Source organism: Halomonas sp. CH40 (genome assembly GCA_041875495.1).
Lineage (GTDB): Bacteria > Pseudomonadota > Gammaproteobacteria > Pseudomonadales > Halomonadaceae > Vreelandella.
This window is the reverse complement of the sequence record CP112982.1, coordinates 268,520-285,651: the sequence shown is the minus strand read 5'-3', so window position 1 is coordinate 285,651 and position 17,132 is coordinate 268,520. Positions and strand designations below refer to the sequence as shown.

The window sequence follows — 17,132 nt, the reverse complement described above, 5'->3', positions numbered from 1 at the left end:
GCCAAGTTCGCCAGCGTTACGCAATCATCACGGAGTTGTCCCATGACTACCACTACTCGTCGCCGTTCTTCACGCTCCAGCGCCTCACGCCGTGGCGTTCAGGCTGCCGCCCCCATCCAGCCTTACATCACCCGCCAGATTCCGTATTTTGAGGTGCTCGGTGACGAGGGTTTATCGGTCATCGAAAACAACGCCGAGACCATCCTTGAAGAAGTGGGTATCGATTTTCGCGATGATGAAGAAGCGCTACAGATCTGGCGTGACGCCGGTGCAGACGTTCAGGGCGAACGGGTGCGCATGCCACGCGGCCTGTGCCGCCAGCTGATTCAGGCAAGCGCCCCGCGCCAGTTCACCCAACATGCCCGTAACCCGGAACGCAACGTTGAAATTGGCGGCGCCAACACGGTGTTTGTTCCAGCTTATGGCAGCCCCTTTGTGTATGACCTGGACAAGGGTCGCCGCTACGGCACCCTGGAAGACTTCCAGAATTTCATCAAGCTGGCCTATATGTCGCCAAGCATCCACCACTCCGGTGGCACCATCTGCGAGCCGGTCGACCTGCCCGTCAACAAGCGGCACTTCGATATGGTCTACAGCCATATGAAGTATTCCGATAAGCCCTTTATGGGCTCGGTCACCCACCCGGATCGCGCCCAGGACACAGTGGAAATGACCAGGATCCTGTTCGGTGAGCGCTGGATCGCCCCGGATACCGGCAAGCCGCGCACCTGTGTCGTCAACCTGATCAATGCCAACTCACCGATGACCTTTGACGACACCATGCTCGGCGCCGCCAAAGTCTATGCCCGTGCCAACCAGGCCTGCATCATCACCCCTTTTATTCTGGCCGGGGCCATGTCGCCGGTCACGGTCGCTGGCACTGCCGCCCAGACCCTGGCCGAAGCCATGGCCGGTATGGCTTTCGTCCAGCTGGTCAGCCCGGGTGCTCCGGTGATCATGGGCAGCTTTGCCAGTTCCATGTCGATGCAGTCCGGCGCACCCACTTTCGGCACCCCGGAACCCGCCCTGGTGCTTTACGTCATGGCCAACCTGGCTCGCCGCCTGGGCGTTCCCTTCCGCTCTGGCGGCTCGCTTACCGGCTCCAAGTTACCTGATGCCCAGGCTGCCAGCGAAAGCGCCAACACCCTGCTGCCAACCACCCTTGGTGGGGTCAACTTTGCGCTGCATTCAGCGGGCTGGATGGAAGGTGGACTGGCCATGGGCTATGAGAAATTCATTATGGATGCCGATCAGACCGGAATGATGCAGACCATGCTCAAAGGCGTGGATCTTTCCGAAAACGGCCAGGCCATGGATGCCATTCGTGAAGTCGGCCCCGGCCAGCACTTTCTCGGCTGTGCCCATACCCAGGCCAACTTCAAGAACGCCTTCTACCTGTCGCCGATCACCGACAACAACAGCTTCGAGCAGTGGGATGTCGACGGCCGCCTGGATATGGGCCAACGTGCCAACGCCCGCTGGAAAAAGCTGCTGACGGAATACCAGGCGCCTGAGCTCGACCCGGCCATTGATGCCGCCCTGCTGGCCTATATCGAGGAGCGCAAGGCCTCCTTCCCTGACTCCAACATTTAACCCCCTGCCGTGCCCGGTGCTGCCTGACCGGGCGCGGCGTTCATCCACCTACCAGGCAACCTAAGCAACCTAAGCTACACAATAATAATCGAGGTTATGGCTTATGAAAGATGCAAAACCAGAAACGTCTGATGGCGTTCCTGCCCCAGAAGGCAAGGCTGACCTGATCAATACGGACTACCAGATCGGCCAGGACAACATCACCGGAGCATTCAACCTCAGGCTGGATATTCACCGTATTGTCTTCCTGATTTCGGCGTTGGCCACCCTGCTCTTTGTAATATTGACGTTGACCATGCAGAGCAGCGTCGAGCCGATGTTTCTTAACCTGCGTAACTGGCTAACCGGTAACATGGCCTGGTTCTTCCTGCTTGCGGCGAACATCTTCGTGGTACTGTCACTTATCCTGGTCGTCTCGCCGCTTGGCAAGGTGCGCCTGGGAGGTGCCGACGCCCGCCCGGATTTTGGTTATCTGGGCTGGTTCTCGATGCTGTTCGCCGCCGGCATGGGTATCGGCCTGATGTTCTACGGCGTCTCTGAACCCATGTCGCATTTCGCCACCGCCATGGGTGGCACTACCTTTGAAGACGGTGTGCGCACTGACTGGGCACCTCTGGGCGGTGCCGAAGGTAACGCTGCTGAAGCCGCGCGCCTGGGCATGGCCGCGACCATCTTCCACTGGGGCCTACACCCTTGGGGTATCTATGCCGTTGTTGCCCTGGCACTGGCGCTGTTTGCCTACAACAAGGGCCTGCCGCTGACCATGCGTTCGGTGTTCTATCCGATTCTGGGTGACCGTATCTGGGGCTGGCCCGGGCATATCATCGATATCCTGGCGGTGCTCGCCACCCTGTTTGGCCTGGCCACTTCACTGGGCATCGGCGCTGAGCAGGCGGCCGCTGGCCTTGGTTATCTGTTTGATACCCCGAATGAAAACAGCACCCTGATCCTTCTAATCATCGGCATCACCGCCATTGCCATCCTTTCAATCGTGGCCGGTGTTGATAAAGGCGTACGTCGCCTGTCAGAAATAAACATGCTGCTAGCATTCGCCTTACTGCTCTTTGTGATTGTGGTCGGCCCAACCGTCCTGATCCTGACCGGCTTTTTCGACAACCTGGTGGCTTACATCCAGTACCTGCCAGCGCTTTCACAGCCCTTCGGGCGTGAAGATGCCAACTTCAGCCAGGGCTGGACAGCCTTCTACTGGGCATGGTGGATTTCCTGGTCACCGTTCGTTGGCATGTTTATCGCCCGCGTTTCCCGTGGCCGTACCGTTCGCGAATTCCTGATCGCTGTTCTGCTGATTCCGTCAGTGGTCTCGGTGATCTGGATGACCGCCCTGGGAGGCACCGCCGTTGATCAGCTGGTGGCAGGTGGCTTCGAAGGCGTCAGGGATGCTGCCCTGGAACTCAAGCTGTTTGTGATGCTGGGCGAACTCCCGCTGACGGCCATCACTTCCTTTGTCGGTATCGTTTTGGTAATTGTGTTCTTTGTTACTTCATCAGATTCCGGCTCTCTGGTGATTGATGCGATTACTGCAGGCGGCAAGGTGGACGCACCCAAGCCTCAGCGCGTGTTCTGGGCCATTATCGAAGCCATGATCGCGATTGCCCTGATCACAGGCGGCGGCCTGGTCGCCTTGCAGGCCATGGCGGTTTCCACCGGCTTGCCCTTCACCATCGTGCTGCTGGTCGGCTGTGTTGCCGTGGTCAAGGGGCTGTTGAGCGAACACCGCCTGATCACCACAGGCAGTGCAGAAAAGGTCAAGAAACCCGCAGTGACCTGATAGATACGCAAGGCGGCCACAGCGCCGCCTCGCTGACATCCCACAACCATAAAACCGGCCCAGTGGCCGGTTTTTTTTGCAGACAATATCCACTGACCAAATACTTGTACGCGTATAAGCTCAGAAGATGTATTTGAAAGCGACCTGGAGACTATGATGTCGTGTAGGCGGCGGTGGGGAATGCCCGCCTGTCAGATGGTCATGCGCTCCAGTGGTAGTGTCACTGTTTCTGGCATCACCTACAGGTTCCGGCTACCGCGTGAACATGGTAGTCAGGTGATCAGCAAACAGCACTTCACGCATCCACTGTTGTAGTTGCTCATGGTCAGCTTGCATCAGTTGGGTTTCTACCCAGTCGGGTACCTCGCCAAACTTCAAGCCAAGCTGGGTGCGCAGCACGTCGCGTGCTTCAGTCAAGCGCCCTTCCTGACGCCCTTCCCGCCGTCCTTCCTGACGTCCTTCCTGACGGCCTTTTTGAATCCCTAACTGTTCACTTTCCAAACGTTCTTTCTTGACCAGGTTCTCTAAATTCTCTGCCAACATGTCTTTATCCTCCATCAGGCTATCAAGCTGTGCCAGGTTCACCTCGGTGCCTAGCCAGGCCAGGTGCCGTTTAAGCCAGCGGGTGATGATTTTGTCAATGCGCTGTTTATCCGGGTCGGCCTGTAGAATCGCTACCACGCGATCCACGGCGGCTTGTAGCGTTTCCCAGCTTTCGCCGGCGTTTTCTACACCGAACACGCCACTGAGCGGTGTCTGGCGCAACCCGAGCTCTTCGTCAGTATAACGCCCTTCGTCGATCAGGTAATAGCGTAGGTGCGGTTGGTAAGCTTGCAGAAAACTTGGCGGCTCCGGCTGCACCATGGCGTAGATATCCAGCGGAGCTGTCCAGGGTTTAGAGCCTGAGGGATCCCCACAAATATTTCAATAAAATCAGCAGGTAATGTTGAAGGAGCCTGCATGAGTCGGCATGTTGTTAATCGCCAAACAAACAATATGCCTAAGGAGACCCATGCAGGCCCCACGATTCTTACACAATTGGCTCACATCAGCACTCCCCTCAATACATGCCAAACGTCTTCAAGCACTTCTGGATACGGTGGGTGCCTTGCTGACGGATCGTCGATTGGGGTTAACAGCGCTCGGGCGTGCTTTGCCAGGGCCGGTAGCGCCTCGGCATACCATTAAGCGCGTCGACCGGCTATTGGGCAACCACCATTTGCACGAGGAGCGCCCCTTGTTTTATTGGCTGGTGGCTAATGTGTTGATCGGTCATATGACACGTCCCCTGATTCTGGTCGATTGGTCGCCTATCGATCATTATGGGCAGCAATTTTTGCTGCGTGCTGCTATCCCCTTTGCCGGGCGCTCATTGCCGATCTTTGAAAAGGTTCATCACAAAAATGGATGTGCGTATTGCGAAGCGTATCTATTAGAAGCCATTGCCCGCCTGTTGCCTGAAGGGGCAACGCCTGTGCTGGTGACCGATGCCGGTTTTCGTAACCCGTGGTTTCGCGCTGTAGAGAAGCGTGGCTGGTATTACGTCGGGCGTGTACGTAGCCCCACCCATTATCAGGCATCCGGTGCAGCGTGGCAGGCGGTCAGTTCATTGTTTCAGCAAGCCACCTCGGTACCCAGTGCCCTTGGAGAAGTTCAGATAGCGCGCAGCAACCCACTGACGACTCAGATGGTGCTCTATCACCAATCGCCCAAGGGGCGTAAAGATCGTAACAAGCGTGGACAGGCCTCTCAGGACAGTGCGAGCAGAGCCATCGCCCGCCGTCAGGAAGAACCCTGGGTATTGGTCACTAATCTGCCGAAGCGCTCGACACAGGCGAAAAAAGTGGTCGCCATCTACCGGCAACGAATGCAGATCGAAGAAGGTTTTCGCGACGTCAAAAGCCCCCTTTTTGGGCTGGGCTTTGGTATGCATCAATCGCGTCAGGGCAGGCGTATCGAGATCCTGCTGCTGATCGCGATGTTGGCCAATATGGCGATGATGGTCGCTGGCCTGGGCGTGAAAACCAGAGGGCAGCAGAAACACTACCAGAGCAACAGTATCAATCATCGCAATGTTTTATCGGTATGGCGCCTTGGGCTGGAATGGCTGCGTCGACAACCTTCCGGCGCTGTGCCCTGGCCTTGCTGGACATCGCTGAAGGCCAGCCTGAGAGAAGAAGCCCACGATCAGGCATTATGCGACGCATAGCGCCAAATTCGTGGGGATTCTTCAGGTTTAGAGCCGTTGTAGAGCACCACCGGAAATACCGGCGGTAGGCCCTGGCTGGGGGTGATTTTTTTCTGCTTGAGCAGTTCGCTGTAGAAACAGGCCACGTAGTGCATCAGCCGAATCGGCATGGTGCGGTCAACCGATGACTGAAACTCCAGTAAGATATACAAAAACACCCGCTGCGTAACGCCTTGCCAGGTGACTTCCACCGACCACACCACGTCTTCGATTTTTTCCTCGAACAAGGGCGTGATGTAGTGGCCGTTTTGTTTTTCGAGGGTGGTGAAATCCATTAGGCCTGCAATCTCTGGCGGGGCGAAGCCTTCCATCAATTGCTGAACAAATTCTGGGTGGCTGAAGAGTTCCTTATAGCCGGTATCGTGGTGGTGGCTTGGCATGGTGATTCCCTGCTCCCTGCTGGGTAATGGGTATTAGCCTAGCATAGCGCGGGGAGACGATCAGCGCTGAGGGAGTTTGGCTGTGCAGGAGCAGTCCGTTGCCCCTGCGCCTAAACGACTATATTGGCCTGCGAGATGGTTTGCGTGATAATTGATCACAGGGGCACCCGCATCAAACTTCCAAACAAGCTCAGGTTCTTTTTCTGGCCCTATACCCTTATAAACGCCGGTTCTTTCCAGATTGGCCTGAAACATGGTGGAAGAACCCAGCACGATGGATGGCGACATTGCTAATGTGAAAACGCCAGCAACTAAGACGTAGAGGCTATTCCAACACATACACATGCCCGTCCAGGCTTCCAACATACACGCGGCCGTCGACGATGGCGGGGGCTGAGTTGACGATGCCATCCGTCTTATAGCGCCATTTGAGATCCCCCGTATGACGGTCAACAGCATATAAGTGAGTATCGGCACTGCCAAAGTACACCGTATTTCCGGCGATAGAAGCGGGGCCTCGCATAAAACCTTCGGTTTCAAATCGCCAGATCAATTCTCCCGTTTCCATATCCAAAGCATTCATATGGCCGTGAGCACCCACCTTGCCATCGCCATCATCACCAAAAAACACAACACCATCCGCTAAACTAACTGCAGACGTCACAGAAAATTTATGTATAAATTCAGCAATCAACTCCCCACTATGTTTATCAACTTTTCCTACCACAGCTTGGTCACGATCTCTAAATATCGCAAAAATGCAGCAGTCATTGACTGCTGGAGCACCGTAAGAGAAATCGTAATCAAGCGGTGAGGGCATTCGCCAAACGACTTCTTCAGAGTCTAGTTGAAGTGCATAAAGAGCTTGCGAACCATCCTGATAATACACAACATCATTAGATATCATAGGCTGCGTTCCGGTACCGTTTATAGAAAAACCCCAAAATGGCTTACCCGTTGCTAACTTCAGCGCCACCAAATAACCGGCATCTGAGGTCAATAACACCTTATCATCGTAAACTGTAGGGGTGGCCATCCTCACAGAATAGTCCATTTCAAACCGCCAGCGCTCCTCACCTGTCGAACGATCCAAGGCAAGTAAGTGCCCATTAAAGCCACCTGATTGAAACACCCCTACTAATAAAGTATCTTCAGCAAGAGTCAACTGAAGACTGGGTTTTCCGTTAATTTTTTTTCCCATAACACTGAACCGTCTGTTTGATTGAGCGCATACACACCATCTTCAAAATCAACAAAGTACACCATTTCATTATCAACTAATGGCGTACTGATCACAGGGGCACCCGCATCAAACTTCCAAACAAGCTCAGGTTCTTTTTCTGGCCCTATACCCTTATAAACGCCAGTTCTTTCCAGATTCGCCTGAAACATGGTGGAAGAACCCAGCACGATGGATGGCGACATTGCTAATGTGAAAACACCAGCAACTAGGGCGTAGAGGCTACTCCAACACATACACATGCCCGTCCAGGCTTCCAAAATACACCCGGCCGTCGACAATGGCAGGGGCTGAGTTGACGATGCCATCCGTCTTATAGCGCCATTTGAGATCCCCCGTATGGCGGTCAACGGCATATAAGTGAGTATCGGCACTACCAAAATACACCGTATTTCCAGCGATAGAAGCGGGGCCTCGCATAAAACCTTCGGTTTCAAATCGCCAGATCAATTCTCCTGCTTCCATGTCCAAGGCATTCATATGGCCGTGAGAGCCCGCCTTGCCAGAGCCATCGTCACCAAAGAACACAACACCATCCGCTAAACTCACCGAAGACGTCACAGAAAAATCATGTACAAATTCAGCAACCAATTCTCCACTTTTCTTATTAATCTTTCTTACCAACGCAGTTTCATCGTTTCTAACAATCGCAAAAACACAACACCCGTTTACTGATGGAGTACCATAAGCAATATCATAATCAATAGGTGAAGGCATTCGCCATATCTCTTCTCCGGAATCTAGCCAAAGCGCATAAAGTGTTTGTGACCCATCACGATAATATACAACATCATCAGAGATTACGGGCTGCGCTCCAGTGCCTTCTATAGCAACCCCCCACTCCCCCTCACCTGTTGCCAGATCCAGAGCAATCAAATAATCAGTAGAAGAGGTCAATAACACTTTATCGCCATAAACTGTGGGGGTAGACATTCTTATTGCATAGTCCATTTCAAACCGCCAGCGTTCTTCACCAGTAAAACGATCTAAGGCAAGTAAGTGACCATTAAAATCATCTGGTTGATACACACCTACTAACAGAGCATCTTTAGAAAGAGCAATTTGAAAACTGGGTTTCCCATCAGTTTCTTTTTCCCATACCACAGTGCCGTCAGCTTGATTGAGCGCATAAACACCATCTTCAAAATCAACAAAGTACACCATTCCATCATCAACTAATGGCGTACTGATCACAGGCGCACTCGCATCAAATTTCCAAGCAAGCGTGGGCGTTTCCTCTGGGCCTATACCCTTATAAACGCCAGTTCTTTCCAGATTGGCCTGAAACATGGTGGAAGACCCCATCACGACGGTGGGAGACATTGCCAAAGCCATGAAACTAGCAACTAAGCTAAAACGTATTTTTTCAACAGCAACATTTATCAAACAATTCATTTAACTCACCTATGCATTAATAAATCACTTACTTAAAACATCATTTACTTACGCGAATCACCTGTAAACGGAACGTCATCAGGCCACGGCAACACACAATTCAAAGATCCTTTAATTATCTTTTCATCTACATAATCTTTACGCGCCGTATTATCTCGTATAATATCCGCAATGCGTTCACGATAGCCAAGATTCACGTCTATGACGCATTTATTAAAATTACCAACTTTAACATCATTTGGAAAACTCATAGATTCTGCATATAATTTCTCTGTCTCACATTGATCAAGACCCGTGCTTCTATTTTCTTCCGCTATAACGGCTTGCTGTTCCATAATGGACGGTAATTCATCGCGACTTGTGTATAGTGATGCAGCCTGAGCCACACACCATAAAAAGCTTCTTGCACTTTCCGCTGTAGTTACCGCTTTGGCGGCGGCACCTGGAGAAAAGCCCATTGGGCCTATCAAATCCTCTGAAGCCGTATTGCTCCCATACGGGTCTGTTACATCACCAAACAAGGGGTTGTCGCTTTCATCACTTCCAGTACCACTACCACCGTATGGACCACCGCCGAATGGGCCACCCGTGCCACCGCTGGCTTCAGGGCTGGTGCCCGTACCGCTACCTGTAAACCCTTGGTCCAACAAAACGGGAGTTTGCATTCTTATTGTAGCATCTACTGATATAGCAATATATCGGCCACTAGCAATGCCAGAACCACCGGCTGCAGTACTGACAGCCCGGCAAGCTTGCTGCTGCGGGCTATTATTAAATTTATGAAGTATTTGATAAATAAGTATATCCAGCCCAGGAACGACCAATCGTTGACACCAAATGGCATTTATTTTGAGTAAATTAGCGTCTTTGATACTGATATCTCTCCCATCACCCAGCGATGCGAGCGTATTAGGCCGCCATTTAAGATTATCATTGGGTATGGCCCGAACGCGCGCTGGTTCAGCGTCATCAATAGAGATAAACTGATCAACGCTTAATTGATCAAAAATATCTTTCGTTGGGCTAACAATATGAATACCCGCACCAGCCATCTGAGAGGCTTCAGCAAGTAGTGTTGACTTAGCCTTGGCTTGTACCAAGGATGCAGGAGAAGAGTTTGTCATAAAAAGATCAGACATGCTCTCCCCCAGCTGAGCCACCATAGGATCCAGCCTGGCGTAATTCAAAGCCCCTTCTCTGGCGGCCATAAAGGTCGCTTCATTAAGCGTATTTTTGGCCCTGAAAATACGTGTCATTTCGAAGAGGCCACCAATAAGTGAGAGAAAGAGTAAAATAACGACAACGAACTCAACCGATCCTTGTCCACGTTGGCGATGTAATGACATTACCCTTTCTCCCTTTGCATAAAATCCATTATTCTGGGACTTGATTCGCTTGATTAACATTCTGGTTATTGATACCTAACAAGGCATTATGCAAAAGTCGAATTCTGGCCATTTGGTCATCATTCCCTTTCAAGAAATGACTTGCATCTTCCAACGTTTTTATTGCTTCTTTCACCTGTATAACAGAAAGGTTATACCACAACCGGCCATCATTTCTCTGGTAATTAAGCCCCTCAGAATATGTGTGAATTGCTGCTTCATTTTTCCCTTGACGGGCATAAATATTACCTAAACGAAGCCAAATATCTGGCAAATCTGGCTTCGTTTCAGTAAGACGACGATAAATCACCTCCGCATCTAAAAGTCTCGCCTCTTGCAGCGCTCTTTCCGCCTTTTTTAAATCAGTGCGCAAATCCGTATTTTGCGTTTTGCCAATGGCGCCTTGTTGGTTAGCACACCCACTCAAAGAGAATAAAAAAACACATAGAACAAATAACTTAATCATCTACCCACTCCAGCTTAACACCCGGTTGAATACAAAATTCACTGGCAATACCTGCACCTACCTCAATGACAGCAGAACCATCCCTACAGTATGAAATACGTCTTTTTGGCACATTAGCTACAACTTTCAAGACCACCCCTTCAGAAGAAATATAGATGACGTCAATCTTATATCTCATATTGAATGTGTGGACAGATTTACAATTATCGAACCACCAGGCGGCTCCATCAAGAAGCTCTCTACGTAACTGCAACCCCCTAAAGCGTGACCAAAAGCACACCGGCTTAACGCCTTTATCAAAAAGCACCTTCCCAGATTCACCATCAACAATTTGGCCAAATTCATATGCCATGAACAAGCCTCATGACAATTGGAAAACCAAGCACAATAAATGTCGCTGGAAAAATAAAAGCAACAAGTGGAAATATTAATTTAACCGGGGCTTCCATCGCTTTTTTTTCTGCACGTTGAAAGCGCTCTACGCGTTGTTGTTCCGCTTGTATTCGCAGGGTTTCACCAACGCTACTACCCGTTTTTTCAGCTTGGGCTAAAGCTGAAACCACCTGAGTAACCTCGCGAATCTCAAGCCTAGATGACATTGCTTCTAAGGCTTCAATACGACCAGCGCCGGCGCGTATATCTCGGTTAACTCTCTCTAATTCCTGACGCAACAACCCTGGCGGACCATTAGTGGTAGCTTTTACAATGGCAGCAGCTAGGCTCAATCCTGCCTCTACTGCCATTGTAATAAAATGGCTCTTCGTCATTTCATGTGGATTTGGCCTGATCAAGCAGGCGGCCCACCGGGCTACCAATCAGGTAAATCATAGCAATGAAATTAGCTTCATTTCGGTAGCCCCGTGCACGTGAACGAGCCGCCTGAAACAGGCCGTTCATTCCTTCTAGTCGCGCGTTTGTCAGCCCCGAGTGCCAGCGCCTGACTACCGCTTTAGCGTGTCGCTCAAGTGTCTCCAGCGCTTTCCCCATCGGCTTCAGTAGAGGCTTCTCAGAAACTGCTGCTTTCATGATTTTTAGGTAGTTCGTGATCCGCCAACGCGCTGCCCTGGGCGTTGACGCTTTCTGGATCCAGCTTAACTTTTCCTTGATCACCCAAGCATCGGCCGTGGCGCTCTGATCGGCAACCAGCTCCTGAAGTGCCGATATCTGTTTAGGTGTGTGGTTCTCATTTTCCAGGCTCTTCAACAGTGCCCAGCGCAGCGACTTGGGGTGTTTCTGCTCGCGGCGTTCTTTCTTGCGCACCTCGTCCAGTCGCTTGGTGAAGGTCTGCACGATATGGAACCAGTCGACCGTTACCTCCGCCTTGGGAAGAGACTCGGTGACGCCACTAAGGAAAGCAGGTGACATGTCACAGACAACCTCGACCACATTGTCCACATCGCCACCATGAGCCGCCAGGAAGGCACTGAACGCCTTGATGGTGTCCTTGCCGCAGCCTGGAACAGCGAAAATCACCGGTTCCTGCTTGCGCTGCATATCGAGGAACACGGTGACGTAACGATGCCCGCGTCGGGACGCGGTTTCGTCCACGCCAACCATGGTCACATTGGACAGATCCAGCTCTCCCAGCATGCGGTTCACGTAGTGGTGCACGATGCGCCATAGTCGTTTGTCGGAAATCTCCAACTGCCGGGAGACAGCCAGCACTGGCATCTCCTTGACGAGCGACATGGCCGCCTGCTCGAACAACAGGGTAAAGTCACTGCCGGGCCGCGCCCAGGGCACCTTTATGCGTTTGACGCCATGTTCAGGACACTTTGTACGAGGGACGCGAGCATGCAAGTAACAATGGTGCTGAAAGAAGTTCAGATGTCGCCAGGTTTTGTCAGCAAAGTCGTGGGCTTGGCAGGCCTTACCGCACTCTGGACAGGGATAGAGGCTGCCACGCTCCGCCTCGACATACAGCTCCAGGCGGTGAGGCGACGCAGCGGTATCCAGGTGCTGATCCTTGAGAATCCAGGGCGCTTCCAGGCCAAGGCCGAGTGTTAAAATCTGGGTGCCGTCCATGTCGTACCTCCTGCTAATATGGAGGCAATATTCTGGCTCAGCTCAGGGGGCGAATTCCACACCCAACGACGAAGAGCCCTTTTACAATGGCAGCAGCTAGGCTCAATCCTGCCTCTACTGCCATTGTAATAAAATCCAGATACGTGGGTAGCATTCTAACAATTGCTTTTTCGCGCTTCTTCTTAATATCTTTTATTTTAAAAACAGGGAGCAAATAACCTATTATCGCAGCCAATAAATACCATATGAAACCAATTCCGCCTCTGACAATCACACTTAGTGCATAAACAAATAACATTGCTCCCAAAGCAACCAGAATTTTGATGGCAAAAAACTGCTCTGGTGTCAGGCTAAAAGACAGACCAGCACGCATCAATGCTACCTTATCCCTCTGAATAGCTTCTGTTGACTGTAACTTCCCCATATAATGAGCAATAAAGACCACCAAAGGCCAAGCAATCTTAACTCGCCAGGACAAGGGGTCCATGTAAGCTCTATCAGGTTTTTCTACATTACGGTAGAAAACAATAATTGCTGCGACAAAAAGAGCCACAGCAACCATAGTTATTAATGCCAAAAAGAAATTAAACAATGAATCAAACATCGATGCTCACTATTTTATGTATGAAAAAATAGCCTATTGACTCCATAATCAAAATCACAGCTATCGTCACCCAACCGTACCAAGAATTAAAAAAATAACTCATCGCTTCTGGCTGCATATAGCTAAGAGCAATCGCCAAAAAAATCGGCAAGCATGTCATAACAAGCCCCTGCAACTTGCCCTGCGAAGTTAAACTTTTAATTTTACCTTCCATTTGTAAACGGCGGCATAATGTATCAGCAATTCTCAGCAACGTTTCAGAAAGGTTACCACCAATTTCACGTGAAACCGTCATGGCTGACGTAACAAGCTGAACTTCAGCCTCAGGAAGGCGTAGATATAGATTATTCATTGCTTCTTCAAAAGGGACACCAATCCTTAATTCCTTTAACACAAGGCCAAGCTCTTGAGATAATGGTGGTTGTTCGAAAGCGATTGTTGTTTCCAGCGCCTGAGTTAAACTCAGCCCAGAGCTCAAGTTATTGGCTATACCCGTTAATGCATCAGGCAACTGATAAACAGCTCGGTTACGCCTCTTATTATGTAGGTATCGGTAGATTAAGGGAGGAGACGCCCCTAGGGCTGAAGCAACAATCAAGGCAACAAAAATACCTCCCCCCATCAAAATTATCACTCCAAAAGCTAACACAAGAAAAATGATATTAATAAAGAATAGCTTTTGCGGCTCAATAAAAAGAAACATTTCAGCTAAATTATGTTCTGCAGAATCCTTGAAGTTTTTTTGGTAACGAGTAGCAGAAGCCATAAGGGTGCGCCCTGCTAGATAGGTAATCCATGTAGCCAGCAACGCAACGAGAACAGATATTATAATAGCCATGGTTATGACACCTTCTCCCAAGGCTCAAAAATATTCAGATCAAGACCGATACCGCGATTTTTCAGTCCTTCATAAAACTCAGGAATCAAGCCTGTCGCAGTGAAGTGCCCACTGACCCTGCCACTCTCATCATATCCCGTTGCGTTAAACTTAAAAACTTCAGCCAACTGAATACGGCCATTTTCAACGCCTACTACCTCTGAAATTCCGGTTATTTTTCGCGAACCACAGGAAAAGCGGGTTTGCTGTACAACAAGATGCACCGCAGAGGCTATCTGCTCTCGAATTGCTACAGCGGGAAGGTCCATACCCGCCATCATTACCATGACTTCAACTCTTGATAAGCAATCCCGAGGACTGTTAGCGTGTGCTGTTGTTAACGAACCATCATGACCTGTATTCATGGCTTGCAGCATATCCAGCGCTTCACCACCACGACACTCCCCAACAACTATTCTGTCAGGGCGCATGCGTAAAGAGTTTTTCACAAGGTCACGGATACTTACTCCCCCACGCCCTTCTTGATTGGGTGGGCGTGCTTCAAGGGGCACCAGGTTAGGTTGAAATAATTGTAATTCTGCGGAGTCTTCAATGGTAACAATGCGCTCACTTTCCGGAATGAAGTTTGATAAAACATTCAATAAAGTCGTTTTACCTGACCCTGTTCCCCCGGAAACTAAAATATTACGCTTATACTGAACCGCTACTTTTAAAAAATCGATCATTCCCTGGTCAACAGAACCAAAGTTTACAAGATCTTCTCCATGCAGACGGTGTTTCATAAATTTACGAACCGTCAGGCACGACCCTTTCAGAGCTAAAGGAGGAATAATTGCGTTCACCCGAGACCCGTCTTTCAGTCGAGCATCTACCATGGGGGAACTTTCATCAATTCTGCGGCCTACGGGCGTTACAATCCGCTCTATTGTTGCCTGCACCGCCTGATCATCAGTAAAGGTGACATCCGACTTATACATCTTCCCGCCGGTTTCAAAGAATACCTCCTGACAGGAATTGACCATAATTTCGCTAATATCGTCACGAGCAAGCAAGGATTCCAATGGCCCCAACCCGACGGCTTCAGCCACCACTTGCTCAAGCAGCTCACCTTTATCAATGTGGTGTGGAATAGTGCCAGCCACGTCTTTAATGGTCCGCTCAGTCAGAGAGTAAGCAAGATCGCGAAGCTCAGATTCCGACATGGTACTAACATTAATACGCCGTAAATCCATTTGTTCGTGAAGCATTTTACGCAGTTTTACTCGCCACTCGTGCATTTCAACAGCGTGCTGTGACAGCGCAGCGCTTTGAGCCATAGCGCCATCAGGCAATTCTTGAGTAGCAACGCTATTTTTTGGCTTTTCCGGCAAGCTATCAATTGCTTTATCACTAGCTGTTGCATCTACGTCCTCAGACACAGACGATTTCTTGTTAATATTTACAGGTGTTACGTTTTGACTTTTTGTTGCTTCATCCCTGTTATTGCTGCCTAGCTCAAGATCTCTACCATGTCCTTTTCCTGACTTACGGTCGCTGACCTGGATCCGGTAATCGTGAATTTCGATTACATCGTCAACGCCAACCGGCCCATATTGGTCTATTGGCTTCCCATTAACTTTGGTACCAACCTTATTTGAAAGGTTTTTTACGTAGACTCCATCGCTTTTCAGGCTTAACAAGGCATGATCTGAAGATATCTTCCATCCATGTAAAACAATATCATTGTTCGCCTTTTTGCCTAGAGCACATTGATTTTCAGTAATGTAAAAATTACCGACATGCATTCCTTTTGCTGTATCAACACGCACTTGAAACATATTTCACTCCAGGGGTAAGTCCCTTATATCAATCCATTAATGACGCATCCAGAACATCACTTCCCTCAAGAACTCCCCTCCCTTCACGAAGGGCCTCCTGCATATTGGGCTGAAGTGGCGTGCCGGGTTGCTGAATTCTTGGCGTTACTGCAATAACCAGTTCTGTCCGACCTTGTTGCCATGAGCTGGACTTAAACAAGGCGCCAAGGATAGGAATATCCCCCAGCAAAGGTAATTTATTGCGGGTTCTGGAATCGCTGGTATTAAGCAATCCCGAAATAATAATAGTTTGCCCTGGTCTTGCCGTAATGGTGGATGTCGACTCGCGCCTTCTCAGGCCTGGAACCCCATTAACTTCAACTGAAAAGTCAACATTGCTGACCTCAGTCCGAATGCGAGAACGAATATTATGATTGCGATCCATTGTCGGTTCGATTTCAAGCTGAATACCGTACTGACGGAACTCCACAACTGGCTGGCCGAACTCATTCAAAATCGCCACCGGAAAATCTCCTCCTACCAGAAAGGATGCCTCTTCATCTGTCACCGTGGAAAGGCTTGGTTCTGCCAGAATCCTGGCGACACCTTCTTCCTGTAAAAGTTGAAGTTGTGATCTTAGTATGGAGCTCACTCCAAAATAGCCTTCAAGACGGCTAGCGCCAGAACCTACAACATTCAGTAAATCTCCGACCTCGCCACCGGACGTCACACCAAAATTATTATTTGGAATAATATTACCGACGACACCAAGCGCGGGCCCTGCCGCCGTATCCTCCCAACGAATTCCCAGTGAGTGCTGATAATTTCGGCTAAGCTCGAGAATAACAACATCAAACGCAATGGTTTCTTCTATTTCAACATTTCGCTCTGGCTTAACAAGAGACAAAACTGATGGGAAGTTTCCTATTACAGCTTGAAAACGTTCAAAATCGGTGCTTTTCACCGTACCACTCAAAACCGTCTGACCCAGTCGGTCATTAACAGTAACATTGGGGAAAGACTGCAGAATTGCCTTTATGACATTAATATTATCAGCAACAGGGCCGCCATAAACGCGGACTTTATACTCTTTTACAGTTCCATCTTCCGTCCAAACAACCAGCTCTGACACACCAGGCGTACGCCCTAGCAGTAAGAGGTTATTTTCGTCCAGAACAGACGCTTGAAGAACACCATCATTGCCGACAGCAATCCGTTCTACAAAACCTGTTTCTACCGTGGTCACCGATCCAACATAAACTTCTACATACTCCTGTGCCCCATAAACTGCCTGTGTCTGTGCGTTCGCAAAAGTGCTCATTCCCATGGCAAGTGCAATGATAAAAGCACTTATTAATTTGATTCCCTGCATT

17 protein-coding genes are annotated in these 17,132 nt (G+C 49.9%); 3 read left to right on the top strand and 14 right to left on the bottom strand.

What is annotated here, in order from left to right; all coding sequences use genetic code 11:
* Positions 1 to 42 precede the first annotated feature (42 nt).
* Positions 43 to 1,593 carry a trimethylamine methyltransferase family protein gene (locus tag OR573_01330; protein ID XGA80327.1) on the top strand — a complete coding sequence of 517 codons (1,551 nt, stop codon included), beginning with the start codon at positions 43 to 45 and terminating at the stop codon, positions 1,591 to 1,593.
* A gap of 103 nt (positions 1,594 to 1,696) precedes the next feature.
* Positions 1,697 to 3,382, top strand: a complete 1,686-nt coding sequence (locus OR573_01325) for a BCCT family transporter (protein XGA80326.1) — start codon at positions 1,697 to 1,699, stop codon at positions 3,380 to 3,382.
* 252 nt (positions 3,383 to 3,634) lie between these two features.
* On the opposite strand, the gene OR573_01320 is transcribed toward OR573_01325, so the two are convergent.
* A complete protein-coding gene (locus OR573_01320; protein XGA80325.1) occupies positions 3,635 to 4,246 on the bottom strand; it encodes a hypothetical protein in 612 nt (203 codons plus the stop codon).
* Positions 4,247 to 4,394: 148 nt separating this feature from the next.
* On the opposite strand from OR573_01320, the gene OR573_01315 reads away from it, so the two are divergent.
* Positions 4,395 to 5,591: an IS4 family transposase gene (locus OR573_01315; GenBank protein ID XGA80324.1), complete on the top strand. Its 1,197-nt coding sequence runs from the start codon at positions 4,395 to 4,397 to the stop codon at positions 5,589 to 5,591.
* Here the strand turns inward: OR573_01315 and OR573_01310 are convergent.
* From OR573_01310 to OR573_01250, 13 genes are all read right to left on the bottom strand, one after another.
* Positions 5,570 to 6,010, bottom strand: a complete 441-nt coding sequence (locus OR573_01310; GenBank protein XGA80323.1) for an Rpn family recombination-promoting nuclease/putative transposase — start codon at positions 6,008 to 6,010, stop codon at positions 5,570 to 5,572. The two genes, OR573_01315 and OR573_01310, sit on opposite strands and share 22 nt — an antisense overlap.
* A 325-nt stretch (positions 6,011 to 6,335) precedes the next feature.
* Positions 6,336 to 7,211 (bottom strand): PQQ-binding-like beta-propeller repeat protein, encoded by an 876-nt coding sequence (locus tag OR573_01305; GenBank protein XGA80322.1) that lies wholly within the window; start codon positions 7,209 to 7,211, stop codon positions 6,336 to 6,338.
* On the bottom strand, positions 7,172 to 7,435 hold the full coding sequence (locus OR573_01300; GenBank protein ID XGA80321.1) for a PQQ-binding-like beta-propeller repeat protein: 264 nt from the start codon (positions 7,433 to 7,435) through the stop codon (positions 7,172 to 7,174). Before OR573_01300 ends, OR573_01305 begins: the two co-directional genes overlap by 40 nt.
* Positions 7,436 to 7,472: 37 nt before the next feature.
* Positions 7,473 to 8,645 carry a PQQ-binding-like beta-propeller repeat protein gene (locus tag OR573_01295; protein ID XGA80320.1) on the bottom strand — a complete coding sequence of 391 codons (1,173 nt, stop codon included), beginning with the start codon at positions 8,643 to 8,645 and terminating at the stop codon, positions 7,473 to 7,475.
* A gap of 44 nt (positions 8,646 to 8,689) precedes the next feature.
* Positions 8,690 to 9,991: a pilus assembly protein gene (locus OR573_01290; GenBank protein ID XGA80319.1), complete on the bottom strand. Its 1,302-nt coding sequence runs from the start codon at positions 9,989 to 9,991 to the stop codon at positions 8,690 to 8,692.
* Positions 9,992 to 10,019: 28 nt separating this feature from the next.
* Positions 10,020 to 10,496 carry a hypothetical protein gene (locus OR573_01285; GenBank protein XGA80318.1) on the bottom strand — a complete coding sequence of 159 codons (477 nt, stop codon included), beginning with the start codon at positions 10,494 to 10,496 and terminating at the stop codon, positions 10,020 to 10,022.
* On the bottom strand, positions 10,489 to 10,848 hold the full coding sequence (locus OR573_01280; GenBank protein ID XGA80317.1) for a DUF192 domain-containing protein: 360 nt from the start codon (positions 10,846 to 10,848) through the stop codon (positions 10,489 to 10,491). Before OR573_01280 ends, OR573_01285 begins: the two co-directional genes overlap by 8 nt.
* Entirely contained in the window at positions 10,838 to 11,239 is a 402-nt protein-coding gene (locus tag OR573_01275) for a type II secretion system F family protein (protein ID XGA80316.1), read from the bottom strand. The genes OR573_01280 and OR573_01275 overlap by 11 nt, the downstream gene beginning before the upstream one ends.
* A gap of 25 nt (positions 11,240 to 11,264) precedes the next feature.
* Entirely contained in the window at positions 11,265 to 12,521 is a 1,257-nt protein-coding gene (locus tag OR573_01270; GenBank protein XGA80315.1) for an ISL3 family transposase, read from the bottom strand.
* Positions 12,522 to 12,558: 37 nt separating this feature from the next.
* Positions 12,559 to 13,125 (bottom strand): hypothetical protein, encoded by a 567-nt coding sequence (locus tag OR573_01265; GenBank protein ID XGA80314.1) that lies wholly within the window; start codon positions 13,123 to 13,125, stop codon positions 12,559 to 12,561.
* Positions 13,118 to 13,963: a type II secretion system F family protein gene (locus tag OR573_01260; GenBank protein XGA80313.1), complete on the bottom strand. Its 846-nt coding sequence runs from the start codon at positions 13,961 to 13,963 to the stop codon at positions 13,118 to 13,120. The genes OR573_01265 and OR573_01260 overlap by 8 nt, the downstream gene beginning before the upstream one ends.
* Before the next feature lie 2 nt (positions 13,964 to 13,965).
* On the bottom strand, positions 13,966 to 15,780 hold the full coding sequence (locus tag OR573_01255; GenBank protein ID XGA80312.1) for an ATPase, T2SS/T4P/T4SS family: 1,815 nt from the start codon (positions 15,778 to 15,780) through the stop codon (positions 13,966 to 13,968).
* A 28-nt stretch (positions 15,781 to 15,808) separates the two neighbouring features.
* A complete protein-coding gene (locus OR573_01250) occupies positions 15,809 to 17,131 on the bottom strand; it encodes a pilus assembly protein N-terminal domain-containing protein (protein XGA80311.1) in 1,323 nt (440 codons plus the stop codon).
* Between the last annotated feature and the right edge of the window lies 1 nt (position 17,132).